At 57.8% G+C, this 17,750-nt stretch carries 16 protein-coding genes and 1 pseudogene; 15 read left to right on the top strand and 2 right to left on the bottom strand.

The window, feature by feature from the left end; genetic code table 11:
- The first annotated feature begins 11 nt into the window (after positions 1-11).
- From FJ248_06265 to amrB, 13 genes and pseudogenes are all read left to right on the top strand, one after another.
- The gene (locus FJ248_06265) at positions 12-884 is read left to right on the top strand and encodes an Mrp/NBP35 family ATP-binding protein (GenBank protein MBM4120490.1); all 873 of its coding nucleotides are present in this window, start codon (positions 12-14) and stop codon (positions 882-884) included.
- A gap of 10 nt (positions 885-894) precedes the next feature.
- A complete protein-coding gene (locus FJ248_06270; GenBank protein ID MBM4120491.1) occupies positions 895-1,200 on the top strand; it encodes a Rieske 2Fe-2S domain-containing protein in 306 nt (101 codons plus the stop codon).
- Between the two features lie 28 nt (positions 1,201-1,228).
- Positions 1,229-1,582 carry a hypothetical protein gene (locus FJ248_06275; protein ID MBM4120492.1) on the top strand — a complete coding sequence of 118 codons (354 nt, stop codon included), beginning with the start codon at positions 1,229-1,231 and terminating at the stop codon, positions 1,580-1,582.
- Positions 1,582-1,935 carry a hypothetical protein gene (locus tag FJ248_06280; GenBank protein ID MBM4120493.1) on the top strand — a complete coding sequence of 118 codons (354 nt, stop codon included), beginning with the start codon at positions 1,582-1,584 and terminating at the stop codon, positions 1,933-1,935. Before FJ248_06275 ends, FJ248_06280 begins: the two co-directional genes overlap by 1 nt.
- A complete protein-coding gene (lipA, locus tag FJ248_06285; GenBank protein ID MBM4120494.1) occupies positions 1,932-2,813 on the top strand; it encodes a lipoyl synthase in 882 nt (293 codons plus the stop codon). The genes FJ248_06280 and lipA overlap by 4 nt, the downstream gene beginning before the upstream one ends.
- Before the next feature lie 188 nt (positions 2,814-3,001).
- Entirely contained in the window at positions 3,002-3,355 is a 354-nt protein-coding gene (locus FJ248_06290; GenBank protein MBM4120495.1) for a hypothetical protein, read from the top strand.
- Entirely contained in the window at positions 3,352-5,205 is a 1,854-nt protein-coding gene (locus FJ248_06295) for a methylaspartate mutase (GenBank protein MBM4120496.1), read from the top strand. The genes FJ248_06290 and FJ248_06295 overlap by 4 nt, the downstream gene beginning before the upstream one ends.
- Before the next feature lie 64 nt (positions 5,206-5,269).
- A complete protein-coding gene (locus tag FJ248_06300) occupies positions 5,270-6,397 on the top strand; it encodes a hypothetical protein (protein ID MBM4120497.1) in 1,128 nt (375 codons plus the stop codon).
- Positions 6,398-6,558: 161 nt separating this feature from the next.
- A pseudogene (locus FJ248_06305) lies at positions 6,559-7,701 on the top strand (hypothetical protein).
- Positions 7,698-8,348 (top strand): hypothetical protein, encoded by a 651-nt coding sequence (locus FJ248_06310; GenBank protein MBM4120498.1) that lies wholly within the window; start codon positions 7,698-7,700, stop codon positions 8,346-8,348. The pseudogene FJ248_06305 and the gene FJ248_06310 overlap by 4 nt, the downstream one beginning before the upstream one ends.
- A gap of 74 nt (positions 8,349-8,422) precedes the next feature.
- Positions 8,423-9,265, top strand: a complete 843-nt coding sequence (locus tag FJ248_06315; protein ID MBM4120499.1) for a hypothetical protein — start codon at positions 8,423-8,425, stop codon at positions 9,263-9,265.
- Positions 9,266-9,274: 9 nt separating this feature from the next.
- Complete coding sequence (locus FJ248_06320) at positions 9,275-10,021, top strand: hypothetical protein (protein ID MBM4120500.1); 747 nt, start codon at positions 9,275-9,277, stop codon at positions 10,019-10,021.
- Positions 10,018-11,262, top strand: a complete 1,245-nt coding sequence (gene amrB / locus FJ248_06325; GenBank protein ID MBM4120501.1) for an AmmeMemoRadiSam system protein B — start codon at positions 10,018-10,020, stop codon at positions 11,260-11,262. The genes FJ248_06320 and amrB overlap by 4 nt, the downstream gene beginning before the upstream one ends.
- Positions 11,263-11,268: 6 nt before the next feature.
- Here amrB and FJ248_06330 read toward each other — a convergent pair whose 3' ends face one another.
- Both FJ248_06330 and FJ248_06335 read right to left on the bottom strand, forming a co-directional pair.
- Positions 11,269-11,790, bottom strand: a complete 522-nt coding sequence (locus FJ248_06330; protein ID MBM4120502.1) for a peptidylprolyl isomerase — start codon at positions 11,788-11,790, stop codon at positions 11,269-11,271.
- Positions 11,787-13,049, bottom strand: coding sequence for an MFS transporter (locus FJ248_06335; GenBank protein MBM4120503.1), 1,263 nt, complete (start codon positions 13,047-13,049; stop codon positions 11,787-11,789). Before FJ248_06335 ends, FJ248_06330 begins: the two co-directional genes overlap by 4 nt.
- A 155-nt stretch (positions 13,050-13,204) precedes the next feature.
- Between FJ248_06335 and FJ248_06340 the strand changes: the two genes are divergently transcribed.
- Both FJ248_06340 and FJ248_06345 read left to right on the top strand, forming a co-directional pair.
- Positions 13,205-16,552, top strand: a complete 3,348-nt coding sequence (locus FJ248_06340) for an AsmA family protein (protein MBM4120504.1) — start codon at positions 13,205-13,207, stop codon at positions 16,550-16,552.
- 64 nt (positions 16,553-16,616) lie between these two features.
- Positions 16,617-17,750: an aminopeptidase P family protein gene (locus FJ248_06345; protein ID MBM4120505.1), complete on the top strand. Its 1,134-nt coding sequence runs from the start codon at positions 16,617-16,619 to the stop codon at positions 17,748-17,750.

Genomic DNA, 17,750 nt, shown 5'->3' on the forward strand with positions numbered 1-17,750 from the left:
ACGAGGTTGGCATGGCAGACACTCCCCATCAGCACGGACACCAGGAACAGGCCAGGCCCAATCTGCTGCCTGACGTGAAGCACATCATCGCGGTTAGCAGCGGCAAGGGCGGAGTGGGTAAATCCACAGTCGCGACGAACCTTGCCGTCGCATTGGTTGTCTCCGGTGCCAAGGTCGGCCTGCTCGACGCTGACATCTACGGTCCCAACATCCCGCTGATGCTGGGCGTGCGTACGCCGCCTGAGCAGAAGGACGGCAGGTTGCTCCCGGCCGAAAGCTATGGCGTCAAACTCATCTCCATGGCCTTTTTCGTTCCGGAGGACAAGGCCATTGTTTGGCGTGGACCGATGGTTCATACCGCCATCCAGCAGTTCTTCCGTGACGTTGTCTGGGGCGAGCTCGACTATCTGCTCATTGATCTGCCGCCCGGCACTGGCGACGCGCAGCTCTCCATCTCGCAATTGGTCACGCTGGCGGGCGCCATCACCGTCACCACGCCACAGGAAGTGGCCCTGCACGACGTCCGCAAGGGCATGACGATGTTCCAGAGCGTGAACGTGCCGCTGCTCGGCGTTATCGAGAACATGAGCTACTTCGTCTGCAAACATTGCGGCGAGCGGGAGGAGATCTTCTCGCATGGCGGAGGGGCCCGCGCAGCGGAAACACTGGGGGTGCCGTTTCTCGGCGCCATCCCAATCGATACGGCGATCCGGGCGGGCGGGGACGAAGGCATGCCGATTGTCGTCGCGCAACCCGATTCGGAGCAGGCCAAGGCTTTCATGGGGATCGCCACAAAAGTTGCAAATAATCTTAAGACGAAAACTGCCGGCGCCCCGGCAGGTGGTATCCAGAGTTTGCTGAATAAAATCAAACGTCCTGCATAACGGGGAGCACATGGCGGAACTAGTGCGGGTAGCAGGCACGGCAGACATCAAACAGGGTAATGGCATTGTGGCCGAGGTAAACGGCAAGTCACTGGCTATCTTCAACGTCAACGGCACATATCACGTCATCGACAACGACTGCGTGCATCGCGGTGGCCCATTGGGCGAGGGCGAGCTGGATGGCGAGGTTGTCATGTGCCCCTGGCACAACTGGACTTTTAACGTCATCACGGGCCGCGGTGTCAGCAACCCGGCCGCCTGCGTAAAGTCTTATCCGGTGACCGTCGAGGGAAGCGACATCAAGGTCGCGCTGTAACGCCTAATCCTCAGCCACAGAAGGGCTTATGGCGACGCCGAACCACATCGAGACAACGGAACTGCTGGTTCGCCTCTACGTTTTTCTGACGCAATACCTCGACCGCTGTATCAACGAAGCAGCCCATCGGTCCTATCCCGAATCCGAACTCAAGAAACATCTGAGTGAGACCCGCGCTACGCTGGCCAGCATTTTGACCATCAATCGTGTTGTCAAAACCAAAGTCGAGGAAGAATGTGACCGCGTGATCTCGCTGGCCGACTCCTGCCTGAAGAATGGGGGCACCATGGCCGATATCGAACGCCTGAAGGTCGAACAGGGGATTTTGCGTAACAAGACCATCGTCCTGAGCGATCTGTTAGCAGTTTTTCGTTCTGTCTGATGAGTGTCGAAAAACATCAACTGGCGGGGCTTGATGGCCGGGCCAGAGGATTTAACCGCGTAGTGGAGATCGAACGGGGGGCAGCCGGCTGCTGCGCGATGCTTCGATACGAACAGACCGTGATTGGTGTCGAGGGACATCCGACAGAAGCCGCCGCTTTACACGGATTGGTCGTGCGCCTTCAATCGCAAGGCTACACGCAGCTTCGCAGCCAACTGAGTTTTCAGGGGTCGGCCTATCTTGGCTCGCGGGAACCCTGGATCGAATATCCCGATCCGAGTCAACCATCGTTTCTGGGCCGGTTGTTCGGGAAGCTCTTTGGCCGCAGGGGCACAGGACCGATAGCCGCATGAGTTTGATTCCTGTCCATGCCATCACGCGTCCACACCAACGTCTGCCCCCCTGGTTCAAGGTCGATCTTAAGACCGGAGCAGACTATCAGCATCTCCGACAGACAATGGATCAGCTGGCCCTGCATACGATCTGCGAAGAAGCCCGCTGCCCTAATCAATGGGAATGCTGGAACAACCGGACGGCCACGTTCCTGATTCTTGGCGACATCTGCACTCGCCGTTGCCATTACTGCGCAGTGACAACTGGCAAACCGCGTCCCGTCGATCATACGGAACCACAGCGGGTAGCTCAGGCGGTTCGACTGTTGGGCCTTCGCCATGCCGTTATCACATCCGTGAATCGCGATGAATTGCCGGACGGAGGGGCTTCCGTATTTGTGGAAACGATCCAACAGATCAAACTGGCACAGCCGGAGTGCACGATTGAAGTATTAATTCCTGATTTCGACGGCAATAAAGCAGCCCTGGCGGTGGTTGCGGAGGCGAAGCCGGACATTCTCAATCACAACATTGAAACGGTCCGGCGGCTGTTTCCTACCATCCGGCCACAGGGTAAATACGATCGCTCCGTTAAGCTGCTAGGCTGGGCCCAGCACATGGGACTCGTCACCAAGTCAGGCCTAATCGTCGGCATGGGGGAAACGGATAAAGAAATTCGGGAAGTCATGCTCGACCTTCGCTCTGTCGGTTGCGACATTCTGACAATCGGCCAGTACCTCCAGCCCACAAAAGAGCACCTACCGGTTGCCCGCTTTTACCACCCGGATGAATTTGCCGGCTTTAAGCAGGAAGGTCTAGCGCTGGGGTTCCGTCACGTTGAATCGGGACCGCTGGTCCGCAGTTCCTACCACGCTGAACAGCAGATTGGTGGGCGCTAACGACCATAGTGTTGGCCATAGGGGCCGTGAATATTCGCCAGTGGATAAATTGGATATCAGGTCTTCGCGCATCTGAGTGCCCAGATTCTTTCTCGCCACCCCGCTGGGGGAGGGGAAGCGATAAATTGACTCTCCTTTCGACCGCCCCCTATAATGCGTCTGCGAATTACGCGCGCGGCATTGTCGCAATGCAAACACGCAGTTTGATTCACCAACTCCAGGCCTCCTTGCAGCAAGCCTTTGCCATCAAGCCTGATGGCTTACCGCTAAATTCCGACGATCAGGCGCTGCTTGAAAAAGTGGCTACGGCTATCGTCGATCGGCACATGGCCGAACCGGCTATTCTGTTCCTAGAATCAGCGGGGCCCATGAACTTTCTGAGTAGTCAGGCGCTGCATTTCCTGGCACCTATTCTGGATATGGCCTGCGATGCCCATGATATCCAGCAGGTAGCCACTCTCCTCGAACGCCGTGATGCCATCCCTTGCTTGATCGAGCGTATCGGCGCCAGGTCCGCTGCGGCCGGAGCACCGGTGCGATGACGGCATCCGCCTCCGTTCCAGACAGGAAACCGTTCGACTCGCTCTCTGTCATTGTCGCGACGGATTGCGGCAGCACTACCACCAAAGCCATTTTGATCGAAAAGAAAGACGGTATTTACCGTCAGACCTTCCGCGGGGAGGCACCGACCACCGTTGAAGCGCCTTTTGAAGATGTTACACGCGGTGTGCTGAATGCGCTGGCTGAAGTGGAAGAACTATCCGGACGGAAAATCCTGGACGGCGAGAAAATCATCACGCCGGCCGGCGCGGGCGGCAATCCCAAGGCCGGTGTAGATATTTACGTGTCCACGAGTAGCGCAGGTGGCGGTCTTCAGATGATGGTGGCCGGGGCCGTCCAGAGCATGACGGGCGAAAGCGCCCAGCGCTGCGCGCTAGGCGCTGGTGCGATCGTAATGGACGTGCTGGCCTCCAACGACGGCCGGCTGCCGCATGAAAAAATCGAACGCATCCGCTCGCTACGCCCGGATATGATCTTGCTCTCCGGAGGAACGGACGGCGGGACGGTGACGCACGTCGTCGAAATGGCTGACTACATCGCGGCCGCGGCGCCTCGGCCGCGGCTAGGCATGAGCTACGACCTGCCGTTGATCTATGCTGGCAACAAGGACGCCCGTGAGCGGGTGACGGACATTCTGGGCACTAAGACTGCGCTGACGGTCACCGACAACATCCGTCCTTTGCTGGAAAAGGAAAATCTGACTCCGGCTCGGAACAAAATTCACGATCTGTTTCTTGAGCACGTCATGGCGCAGGCACCCGGTTACAAAAAACTCATGTCCTGGGCAGGTGCCCCCATTGTCCCAACGCCCGCGGCAGTCGGATTCATCATGGAAGCTCTGGCTACGCGTGACAAGATCAATCTCATCGGCGTGGATATTGGCGGTGCCACGACTGACGTCTTCTCCGTCTTTGGCGGAATCTTCAACCGGACGGTCAGCGCTAATCTCGGGATGTCCTATAGCATCTCGAACGTGCTGGCGGAAGCAGGACTCGCCAACATCATGCGCTGGGTGCCCTTCAACGTCGATGAGCAGACAATCCGTAACCGAATTAAAAACAAGATGATTCGGCCGACGACGATTCCACAGACGCTCGACGAGTTACAAATCGAGCAGGCGATCGCTCGCGAGGCCCTCCGACTAGCGCTGATCCACCACAAGTCACTGGCTACCGGGCTGAAAGGCGTGCAGCAGGAGCGGACGATCTCAGACATTTTCGATCAGAAAACATCTGGTGCCACACTAATTGATATGCTCAAGCTAGATTTAATTGTTGGCAGCGGTGGCATCCTCTCGCATGCGCCGCGGCGCGTACAGTCCATGCTCATGATGGTCGATGCCTACGAGCCGCTGGGCTTCACGACGCTTTCTGTCGACAGCATCTTCATGATGCCGCACCTTGGCGTACTCTCGACGATCAATGAGAAAGCGGCCACGGAGGTATTCGTTAACGACTGCCTGGTCTATCTCGGTACCTGTATCGCACCGATCGGACAGGGGATTAATGGCCAGACATGCGCCGACTACGTGGTCACCTTCCAAAGCGGACAGACGTCGGTACAAGGTACGCTGGCATTCGGTGAATTGAAACTGATCGCGCTTGGTAACACTGAACGGGCAACCGTCACAATGAGGCCGGTGAAGTCGGTGGATCTTGGGGAAGGGAAGGGCGTGGCTGTAACGAAGAATGTCCGTGGGGGCGCCGTCGGCTTGCTGCTGGACGGCCGTGGCCGTCCGCTCCAGTTGCCCACTGATGCCACTGCGCGCGTCAAAGCGGTAACACGCTGGAATCGCGCAGTGGGCCTTTATCCAACAACTGACCATAGCTGAGCACGAGTTGCGATTGCCACGTACCGTCGCCCACGACTCAACCGTAACCTAATCAAACCTCTCAATGGGACACGCGTACACACCAGGTTTGACCGTGACCGAACGCACCACCGTGCGTAAGCGCCGTCTCCTTCCGATTCCCGGCACAGTGGCAGTGACAGCAGGCGACCGCGTGAAGCCTGATTCCGTTGTGGCCCATGCGGAACTGCCTGGCAAAGTCCACTCGATCAATGTTGCGAATCTGTTGGGCGCGGCGCCCGATGAAGTTCCCGAGTATATGCACCACAAACAAGGTGAGGTGGTCCAAAAAAATGACGTCATTGCCGAAAACAAGCCCTTCATCAAATTGCTCAAAACTGTAGTACGATCACCCGTGCAGGGCACGGTGGAGGCTGTCTCCACCGTTACGGGGCAGGTGTTACTGCGCGAACCGCCGAGACGGCTCGAACTGCTGGCTTACGTTGAGGGACACGTAACGGATGTGCTGCCGCAGCATGGCATCATCGTTGAAACGGACTGCACCCTGGTCCAAGGCATCTTTGGTGTAGGTGGGGAAACCTGGGGTGAACTCACGATGGCAGTCCAATCTCCGGACGAGTTGCTGACCGCTGACCATCTGATGCCTGCCATGGCCGGTCAAATTGTAGTTGGCGGTTCTTTTGTCACTGCTGATACCTTGGGTAAAGCGAAAGCTCTGGGCGTGGCAGCTCTTGTCGTCGGCGGTATGCATGACAAAGATTTGCGCACGCTCCTGCGCTATGATCTCGGTGTGGCCATTACCGGAACGGAGCAAATCGGCTTTACGTTAATTCTCACGGAAGGGTTCGGGACGATCCCGATGGCCGCCAAAACCTTTGCGTTGCTGTCGAAACATGCAGGTCAGAATGCGTCGGTATCGGGTGCAACGCAGATTCGGGCGGGAGTGATCCGCCCGGAACTCATCATTCCCGCATCGCAGCAGTCTGCCGCAGCCAGCGCGAGACCGAAAGCGGAGCGGGAGGGTATTGTAGTCGGCGATCAGGTCCGAGTCATCCGCGATCCCCTCTTCGGACGTATTGGTACGGTTAGCGATCTGCCACCTGACTTGCGCCAAATTGAGACCGAAAGCCGCGTCCGCGTGCTGGAAGTGACCTTTGCTGATAACACCCGCGCGGTCATTCCGCGCGCTAACGTGGAAATTATTGAAGGATGACAACTGCACCAAAGGCCGTTGCGTGTAAAAGCATGAGCCGACGAGGTCGGTTCCGATCACTACGACGTTGTGGCTCAACTTCAGCAGTCATGCTTCAAACGGTACTCGTGCTCGGATGCCTACTTTTGCCACGACTCGCGCATGCGGATGACCTGGCCTCCCCACAAAATGTTCGTGTCTTTGACACGCCAAATGATGGGGGGGGCAGTCTCACGGTTGTCTGGGATAAGGCGGCCGGCGAGACCAAGGACGGGCGTTATCAGGTACTGCTCCATCAGCCAAGTGCCGCTGACCCCAAAGTCATCGCTGAGTTTGCAGCCAACTCGCGTTATGTCAAAGATGCCAAAATTCCCTGGTGGACCCGATCCGTGCCAAACACTAATCATTTTATTACAATCAGAACAGGCAAGGGCCTTGAACTGAAAGACGGCACATTGTATGGCGTGACGGTCGTCGCTGTGTCGGGTGAGCACAGGGCGCCCGCCGCCACTGTGCAGGCGACGCCGGAGCCCAACTGGTTCAATTGGAACCAGATTAACAATTTGGCCATTGTTATTATTTTCGTATTGATTGTCTTCGGTTCGATTCACGTCGCTAAAACGAAGGATATTTTTCTCCGTCGTATTGCCGGATTAGATGCTGTCGATGAAGCTATCGGCCGTGCCACTGAATTGGGTAAGCCCATTCTCTATCTGACCGGCGCCGGTGACATGAGCGAGCCATCCACCGTGGCGGCAGCGGTGATTCTTGGACGGGTGGCCAAACGGGTAGCCGCCTACGAAACCGACCTCTTGGTACCGCACCGCGATCCCATCGTCATGGCCGTGTGCCAGGAAATCACCAAGCAGTCATATCTCGAAGCGGGGAAACCAGATGTCTTTAAAGAGGACTCCAACTTCTTTATTACGACCGACCAGTTTAGTTATACCGCGGCAGTAGACGGCATCATGTTGCGCAAAAAGCCCGCGGCGAACTTTTTTATGGGCTCCTACTTTGCCGAGTCACTACTGCTAACCGAAACCGGGGCGAGCACCGGGGCGATCCAGATCGCGGGCACCGACTCAGACCATCAATTGCCGTTTTTCGTAACGACCTGTGATTACACACTGATCGGGGAGGAGCTCTACGCCGCCAGCGCCTATCTCTCACGCGAGCCGATCCAGCTTGGAACCCTCCGCGGGCAAGATATTGGCAAGGCCTGCATCCTAGGCACCATCGCTGTGGGTACTGCGGTTGCGACCGTTGCCGTTCTGTTCGGTGTGGACTTGTCGCCGATCATCGACCTCATGCGAGATTTAAAATGACTTTTCTACGCCGCCAACTGCCGCTGTTTATTACCTTCGCAACCGGTATTCTCTTTGCTGCGCAGTACTATGTGCCGCATCCGGACTCCGAGCTCATGCTGACAACCACGACGAAGTGGCTGCAGATCATCGGCGGATTCGCGCTGGTGCTAGGCGTGACGAGTCTGTTCCACCTCCATGCCGTGAAAATCCGTCGCCAGGAAGCGGGCTGGGGCTACAGCTTTGTGCTCTATGCCGGAATGCTTGGGACGATCGTCATCGGACTCTGGCACAACGGCAAAGAAACGACGGAGGGTGTTACCACTGCCTTCGGCTGGATCTACACCTACATGATGGTGCCGCTCCAGGGAACGATGTTCGCGATTCTTGCGTTTTTCATTGCCTCCGCTGCGTATCGTTCGTTCCGTGCGCGCAGCCGTGAGGCCGCTGTGCTCTTAATCGCCGCTGTGATCGTGATGATGGGTCGCGTCCCGCTCGGCGAGCATCTGATTCCTTTAAGTGGCGACGTGACACAGTGGATTCTCAACGTACTAAACGCTGCGGTCCGCCGTGCCATCTTGATCGGCATTAGTCTTGGCGCGATCGCCCTGTCACTGAAAATTATCTTTGGAGTTGAGCGGGCCTACCTGGGTGGAGGCAAAGAGTAACGTGATGCAGGCCTTCTATCTCGTGAAGTGTATCGTCAAGTACACGGACCGCGCTACGAGCAACGGAGTTGGGAATGACCTTCGCTGAGCGCATGCTCAAATTAGATCGGAGGGTGATCTTTATTGTGATCGGGCTCTGCACGCTCATCCCGCTACTTTATCCGGTCGGTCTAGCTATCAAAATTTCACCGGAAGTGCAGGCTGTCTACGATTACATGGAGTCGTTGCCGGAGGGATCGGTTTTTCTACTCTCGCTGGATTTCGATCCGGCCTCCAAGCCAGAACTCTATCCGCAGGCCGTGGCGCTCTTAAAGCATGCGTTCAAGAAAAACCTCCGCGTGATCGGCATGACCCTCTGGCTCCCCGGCACCGGCATGGCCGACGAAGTCGTCTCGCGCGTCGCACGAGAATCCGGCAAGACTGCTGGCAGGGACTACGTGTTTCTTGGCTGGAGCCCGGGCAGCGGCTCGGTCATCATCAATATGGGGCAGGATCTCTATAAGGCTTTCCCGACGGACTACCACAACCGCCCGACCAAGGATCTCGAGGTGCTCAAGGGCGTGCAGAGCCTACGGGATGTGGCCTACGTCATCAGCCTCGCGGCTGGCACAACAGGCATTGAAACCTGGTATGTGTTTGGGAAGGACAAGTACAAGTTCGAACTAGCTGGCGGCTGCACCGGTGTCATTGCGCCCGGCCTCTATCCCTTGTTGCGCAGCGGGCAGATCAATGGGCTGATTGGCGGGTTGCGCGGCGCAGCGGAGTATGAAGTTCTCATTGGCCAGAAGGGACGAGCGGTGGCCGGCATGGACGCTCAGTCCGCCACGCACGTTGCGATTATTCTTCTGGTTATCCTGTGCAACACGTTTTATTTTCTGCGTCAGACATCACGCGGCAAGGCCGCGCAAGATCAGTAGGAACATACCATGTCGGTTGAAGCAATACTCGGAGCGTGGGTGGCAACAGGATTGACCTTGTTCATCCTGACGTTTCTCTACCAAGACAATGCGCTGTTTAAATTTGCCGAACATCTCTACGTCGGCGTCTCAGTCGGCTACACGATCGTCAAAACCTATGACACCGTACTAGTGCGCCTGATCTACGAGCCGATGGTTAAGCAAGGAGACTGGTCGCTCCTCATTCCGCTTTTCATCGGTGCACTCATGCTGACCCGCTATGTACCGAAGGCTGCCTGGATGTCGCGTATTGCCTTTGCGTTTATCGTCGGGGTCGGAACGGGACTCGCGATACCGCGGATCATCTCGTCATACATTCTTAAGCAGATTGAAGACACGGTCAGGCCGCTGGTCACAATGACGGCGGAGGGCGTGACGTTCACCGCTAGCCTCCTCAATCCCGCGAGCAACTTGAACGCGATCGTGCTCCTAGTCGGTGTCGTCTCCGTGCTCTTCTACTTTTTCTTTTCAGTCGAGCACACCGGAGTTGGAAAAGCGGTCGCACGGACAGGCATTTTCTTCCTCATGGTCGCGTTCGGCGCAGCCTTTGGCTACACGGTCATGGCCCGCATGTCGCTACTGATCGGTCGACTCACTGACCTGATTGAGTTCTCCCGTTCCGATTACGGTTGGGCCACCTGGTGCCTGCTCGCACTCACGGTGAGCACATTGATCGTCTTGGAATGGTACAAAAAAGGAATTGAGCCTCCTCAATGACATCCATTAAGAACACGCACCAGTTTCCACTGCTCCGCAATCTCCAGTTCTCGCCATTGAAACAGGGCGAGGACCAATACATCGTCCTTTGGGACCCCAGCGGCTTGAGCGCTGAGAAGCTCATTGTCCCGCTGAGCTATTTCTATTTGCTGCAATTTTTCGACGGTGCACATTCACTTGAACAGATGGCCGCTGAGTACCTGAAAAAATTTGGCGAATTTCTGGTGCCGGACCAGATTCAACGGTTGGTTACTGATCTTGACGCTCGGCTTTTCCTGGAAGGGGAGAAAGCTGCGGAGGCGCATCGGGAGGCACTGGCGATCTACCGTAACGCGTCAGTCAGGCCCGCCGTTTTTGCGGGCAAGGGGTACGAGGCAGATGCCAAAAAGTTGGCCGCTCAGATTGCCGGCTGCTTCAGTTCGAAGGAAGGCCCGCCGAAAAAAGAATCTGCGCGCAAGGGCCAGCTAATTAAAGGGTTGGTCGCGCCGCATTATCCAGTCAACGAGGCCGGTCCGGTCTATGCCTGGGCATACAAAGAACTTGAAGAATCGCAGACGCCGGACTGCTTCGTCATTTTCGGCACCTGCCAGGCCGGGTTGAACCAGGCCTTTGCCGTAACCGATAAGGATTTTCAAACACCGCTCGGCATTGTCAAGACCGATCGGGCCATCGTCGACGCACTCCGCGCAAAGGCTAGTGTCTATTTCGAGGAAGAACTCGCGCATAAGCACGAGCATTCGATCGAGTTCCAATTGCCGTTTCTGCAACAGGGCGTCGGCAAGGTCAAGCCCATCACTATCGTGCCGATACTCTGCTCGTTTCCTGCCGCCTGCCTCTTTGATCCCTCGATGACAGATGTACGTGACCACGTTCAAACGTTTCTTGCGACGCTGCGGGAAGTTCTGGCGTCGTCTGGGAAGTCTGCCTGCTTTGTCGCGAGTGCGGAACTAGCCCACATTGGCCTCCGCTACGGTGATTCCAAACCGCCTACGGACTTTTCGTTCCATCGTTGCATGCAAACTGACATGGCCATGTTAAAACATACGGAAGAGATCAATGCTGACGAATTCGCCAGGTTTGTTGCTAAGGAAGAGGATAGCCGGAGGATTTCCGGCTTCGGGGCCATTTACAGCGTGCTGGCAATGATCGGGCAGGGAAAGGGTGAAGTCCTCAGATACGACCGAGGTATTACTGACCAGTTCAACTCGACGGTGACCTACGCCAGTATCACAATGTTCTAGCAGGGTTTATTCCTTTACAGTCACGGTCATTGTCGGAGGGTCGAGCGGATTATCCCGCTCATCACGTGGAAGCGCCACGATCGTGTCTAAAATCTCAACCCCACGGACAACTTCCCCAAATACTGTATAGCGTCGATCAAGCCCGCTGGAATCCGCCACGCAGATAAAAAACTGTGAGCCATTGTCGTCGAAGCTGCGCGTGCTGTTGCTCTCGCGCGGCATCTTGGCCATGGAGACGGCCCCGCGCTTGTGGGGACGGTCGTTCGGCTCAGGCGGCAGAGCGTAACCGGGCTCGCCAGTACCATGCAGACTGCGGTCCGGTTTCTTGCTGAGGGGGTCGCCGCCCTGGATGAGAAAGCCCGGCACGATACGGTGGAATGTCGTGTCGTCATAAAAGCCCATCTTGGCCAGATTGATAAAATTTTCAACGTGGCGCGGTGCCTCGTCCGGAAAAAACCGGATGTGAATCTCGCCAAACCTGGTCGCGATGATGGCCTTCGGATTCTTTTTTTGGAATTGCACGGTCACAACGCGACTCTACCAAGCTCTTCGCCTGGCCGCAACCCGTCGCCGGGCTTGATTCTGATCCACATAATTCCACCTGCCAGCGCCACCAGCGCCGCTACGCCAAGCGCAGCGGCCCAGCCGACCTGCTCGGCCAGCCAGGGCGTCAATATCGGCGACACACTACCGCCGACATTGGCCCCCGTGTTCATGACGCCGGACAGTGTCCCGGCGTGGGCTTTTGAGAGATCGGACGTGCAGGCCCAGTAGGCACCGACTGTAAAATAGAGGAGGCCAGCTCCGAGCGACAGTAGGACAATGGCGAACAGCGGCGAGTCGCTGTATGCACCAAGGCAAATGGCGAGCGCGGCCAATCCCATACCGGCCGCGCCGGTATATTGCCGTCCCGCATTGAGTCCAACGCGAACAACCAACCGGTCAGTCACCCAGCCGCCCAGCGGGCAGAGCAGCGCCATGGCCAGAAAAGGCGCTGAGGCAAACCAGGCGCCTTGCAGTTCGTTAAATTCGCGCACGGTGACCAGGTAGAGATAAAACCACGACATATAAATGTAGGCGACATACCCAAGACAGGAGTAGCTCAGCACCAGCCAGCAGACCGTTGGCGTGCGCACGAACCGGCGCCAGGGCACAGGGGCCGCGGCATCGGCTCCGGACGGACGATCCACGGCATAGCCGTACCAGAGCGCAGCAATCAGCAGCCCGATAGCACCCGCCACGTAGAAGGTCATCTGCCAGCCGTAATTCACCATGATCCACGCGGTGAGGGGGGGGGCGACGGCCGCGCCGACACCGATCCCGCCGATGGCAATGCCGAGGCCGAGTCCTCGCTCGTCCGAATGCAGCCACGTGGTTACGGCCCGATTGAAGTTCGGCAGGGCCGCGGCTTCACCCACGCCCATTAGAAACCGGACCGTCATCAGTGATCCGAGGATACCGATCACGCTGGCCAGCGGCACTGTCGCAGCCACAGCAGTGAGCGCCGTGAATACCGACCACCACACGATCGCACCAGCTAACACGAGCCGAGCGCCCCAGCGGTCGCCCAGCCATCCGCCGGGAATCTGGCACAGCGCATAGCCGACTACGAAGGAAGAAAAAACCTGCCCCATCTGCACATCGGTTAGCCCGAGCGCCGGCATCATCTGTCGGGCCGCTACCGAGATGTTCACACGATCCAAATAGGTCACGACGCTGATGGCAAAGAGTAGCGTCAGGATCATCCAGCGGGAACGGGCGACGGTGGGGCTGTCGGAATGGTTCACGGGGCGGCATTATACGTTGCCGTCAGCGTGCTTGCCAGCCTCGACGGTCCGCTGGATTTCCGAAGGGTGTTTTTGTAAGATGGCGCAGGTGCGTGGCGCCCAACGTGCCCACCGAATCGCAGGCGCGCACAGTTACTGCTCGGCAGGGAGAGGGAGTGGCTGTTCGTCTTCAAACTTTTGTCTCTCGGCTTCTCCTCGTCGTTCTAATCGGCTTCATCATTCTCCTACTTCTGATTCTCTCCAATCCTGAACGCCTGAAGACTTTCGTCATCCAGCAAATCGAAACGAGCCTCGGGCGGAAGATTGAGGTAGGGGAGGCCACAATCGAATTCATTCCGCGTCCGCGGCTGATCCTGTCCCACGTCATCATCCGCGACACGGACCCCTCGCGGGTGTTCATCCAGACCGATCGGTTCGACCTGACCCTGCGCGCCACACCGCTGCTCCAAAAGCACGTCGTCGTCAAGCGTATGAGTATCGACCGCCCGCAGATCACGCTGCGCCGTGACCGAGCCGGCCAGTGGAATTTTCTGACCGCGGGGACTTCAGCAACCGACTCGACCGGTCTGATCGGCAATCCTTTGAATCTTCTCCTGATGGTACAGGCCACTGCGCTCACCGGGGGAGTGGTTACTGTGGTCGATGACTTTCGTGCGGATGGCCTGCGAACCCTGGACCTCACTGATCTGGACCTGACTGTAACCGCCAAGCCAGGAATGCCCGTCGACGTGCGCCTGGTGGGAAAAATTCCGACCGGCGCGACTGACTCCTTCTTCTCGCTAGCCGGCACCGTCACCCGGGCTGCGTCGAATCCTGCCATCGCACCGGAAGCTCATAAGCTGTCGATGCAATTTCAGGGTGCGCTGGAACTGCAGCAGGCCGACCTGCGTCAGATGATGGATTTTTTCGGGCCCCGGCCGATTCCCGACCACTTGCACGGCATGGCTACACTCAAGAGCCACCTGCGGCTGTTCCCAGGAGTTTCCGGCTACGACATGGTGCTCTCCGACATGACGGCCTCGGTGGAGGAGCTTGGCATCACTGGACAGGCCAGCATGTCCGGCATCATGACCTCCCAGCCGACCTTCGCACTGACCGTGTCCGCTACGCCGGTCAGCCTGGACGAATTACGGTCTCGTTTCCCGGCTGAATGGCTGCCTCCGGATCTGCATCGCATGCTGCTTGAGCGGGACATCAAAGGCCGCGTGGAAGTCGTGACAGCGACCGTCACAGGCTCCACAACACCGGCTCCGCACGCGTCGGTCAGCGGGGAATTTAAAATTCGGGACGGCGAGGCGTTGCTTGGACAAAACAGGGTACCGGCGCGGAATCTCTCGGGCACAGTCCGTCTCGATCCGGACCGCCTCCGGGCCACTGATATCACGGGGGAGTACGGCCCGCTGCAGATCACAACCGGCAAACTCGCCATCGTTTATTTGGATGCAGGCCCCTCCCTCGAACTGGATGTCAGTGGCACCATGCCCGCTGCCGATCTGGTGGCAATGCTGGCAAAATCTGCGTCCCTCAAACCCGCGCTGATGGAATTGCGTGATATGAAAGGGCAATCGGCCGTCTCCTTTCAACTGTCCGGACTGATGAACAGCCCCGAGGGGCTGACGCTGTCTAAGGCTGAAATTGCTCCTCAGGGAGTAAGCTTTGCTAGTCCGCGCATCAAGGCCCCCGTGACTGGCGTGGAAGGGCGGCTGGTCTACACGAACTCAGCTATTAACTTCGACCGCGTTACCGGCCGGCTTGGCGGGTCACCTTTCGAGGTCCACGGCGTGATCACGAAGGGGGAGCCAGTCTTATTCAAGGACTTCAGCCTTTGGTGGCAGACGACTGCCGATCAAATCGGCGCCTTACTAGGCGTGTCGGACAAGAGCAAACCGGGTATCCCGGAACCGATCATACTGGCGGTCTCGCTCACTGGACCCGTAACGGCGCCGCAAGTGAAAGGGGTGGCTCACTTAGACCAATTAACGGTATCCGTACCGGGTATGCTGCAGAAACCGGCCGGGTTGCCGGCTACGATCGAATTCGATGCTACCTGGTCGCGCGAGCGCACGCTGACTGTCTCCCGCGTGGACGTCAGTATGCCGCCGGTCCGTCTGTCGGGGCGCGGTACCCTGCGCTTCACACCCGCGTTGCGCGTTGAGAGTTCCTGGGTCGCCGGACCGATTCCCCTGGCAGAATTGCCGGCTGGCATGACACTGGGAGGATTGGATTCCGGCACGCTGGAAGTCTCGCTTGATTTGAAGGGACGGGGGGCCAACTGGAAGCAATGGGCGCTGACCGGATGGGTTGCCCTAACCGACGGACGACTGGCCAGCAAAATCTCCGGGCATACCATCAGCGATATTTATCTCCGCCTACAACTACTGAAGAACGGCGGCAATGTGAAGCGACTGGAATTTCGTGTCGACGACAGTTCGGTTCGTATCGCGGGCACACTCCGTGATTGGCAGACGACACCCGTCGTGACTGCGACCGTCGAGTCGACGTATTTGGATGTTGAGTTGCTGATTCCAAAGGGTGAACGGTCGCCTGCGCGAGACTTTCTGGAGGATCTGGCTGCCACCAGCCGTGTCACGGCCTCGGTTGACATCACGCGGGCACACTACAAGCAGTTCAGGCTCGGCGAGTTGTCCGCTCACGTGGTCATCGGCAACGAACTCATTGAGGTCAGCCGCATCAGCGGGCAACTTGAGGAAGGCACCCTCGCCGATAGCCGCCTGCTGGTCCGCCTGCCACGGCGCAAACCGGCCGAAGGGGAACTCAAGCTGCGAATGACCGGCTTCCCGTCCGAAAAAGTCTTCCGTTTATTTAAGGACGACCAGCGTCTCATCACCGGCGACCTGACGATCGAGGCAACCCTCCAGGGAAACGGGAAGCATCCACGCGGCATGGCCAATACGCTTAACGGATTGGTCTCGTTCCGGGTCGATCAGGGCCACATCGAAAAGGGGACGATCGTCCCCAAGATCCTCATGATACTAGACATTCCCAACCTGCTGCAGGGAAAGATCGACTTATCTAAAGAAGGAATGCCCTTCGACTCATTTCGCGGCGGGTTGACGATCGAACAGGGGATTGTGACGACCAACAATTTGCTGATCGACAGTCCCGTGCTCAAACTCAGCGCCGCGGGCTCCTACGATATACCGGCCGATCAACTCAACCTCGCTGTAGTCGTTAGCCCCTTCGGCTCCTACACGAAACTGCTGCAAGACATCCCACTGTTCGGCCGGCTGCTGGCCGGTGAGCGCACAGGATTCACGACGGCCTTCTTTGATGTCCAGGGCTCGCTTAAAAATCCGCAGATCATCAATCAACCGCTCAAATCCGTCGGCGCTGGTCTCGTCGGACTGGGGAAGTTGGCCTTTGACGTTCTCAAAAACACTCTGACGCTCCCGGCCGAGCTCTTTTCGTCCGAAGAGGAAAAGCCCGCTTCACCGGAGACGCTGGCTCCAGTTATCACACCAGCGCCACCCACGTCGCCTTGAGCCTCCAGCACCCCTATGTTAGAATCTTCCTAGCGAAAACTCTGATTAGCCACCGGAGTCTGCAATGAGCACCCCCGAACGCGCCACCGTCATGATCGCGGCGAGCGAGACAGACTCCAATCTCTATTACGCGACGAAATTCATCGCACCTGATCCCTTTATCTTTTTGGACGTGCGCGGACAGCGCCTGCTAGTCATGAGCGATCTGGAAATGGATCGAGCCCGCAGCCAGGCGTCAGGGACCGAGGTGCTCTCCTATTCCGAGCTTGAGCAGCAGGCCAAGGCACAGGGCGTGGCCGCCCCCGGGCCGGTCGATGTCATTCACCTAGTGCTTCAAAAGCACGGCATTAAGCAGTTGTGGGTACCGGGAAATTTCCCTTTCACTCATGCCGACAAGCTACAGGCACTTGGGTATCAGCTGGAGACGAGGCAAGAACCGTTCTACAAAAGCCGGTCCATCAAAACGCCCGCTGAGGTTCGCTGCATCGAGGCGGCGCAGCGCGCCACTGAAGCGGCGGTCGCCGTGGCACACGAGGCGCTCCGACGGGCAGCCATTCATGAGAACACGCTTGAGCTAGACGGCGCCCCGCTCACGTCTGAGCGGATCAAGAAGATGATCAATGTCGCGCTCATGGAGCGTGACTGCGTCGCCCAGCATACCATCGTGGCAGGCGGCGATCAGGCCTGCGATCCCCATAACGAGGGCAGTGGACCGCTTCCGGCGCACCGTAGCATCATCTTCGATGTCTTTCCACGATCCTCCACGACACGCTATTTCGCTGACATGTCGCGCACGGTCCTGCGCGGCGTCGCTTCACCGGAGCTCAAACGTCTCTATCGCGCGGTGAAAGACGCACAAGAAGAAGCCATCAGCAAGATCAGGGCCGGCGCGGACGGTGCGCGCATTCATCAGGGCATTTGCGAGCGCTTCGAGCAGGCCGGCTACACAACCGGCTTTGTCAACGGCCGGATGCAGGGCTATTTCCACGGTACCGGACACGGCGTCGGTCTGGACATTCACGAACATCCGCGCATCAGCCGCACCGGCTCCATCCTTCAGGAGGGGGAAGTCGTCACGGTTGAGCCCGGCTTGTACTATCCCGGCCTCGGTGCAGTTCGTATCGAGGACATGGTGCTCGTCACCAGAGACGGCTGTCGAAATTTGACTGACTACCCCAAGACCTTTGAATTGGGGTAA

The sequence above is a fragment of the Nitrospira sp. genome (assembly GCA_016873435.1).
Lineage (GTDB): Bacteria > Nitrospirota > Nitrospiria > Nitrospirales > Nitrospiraceae > VGXF01.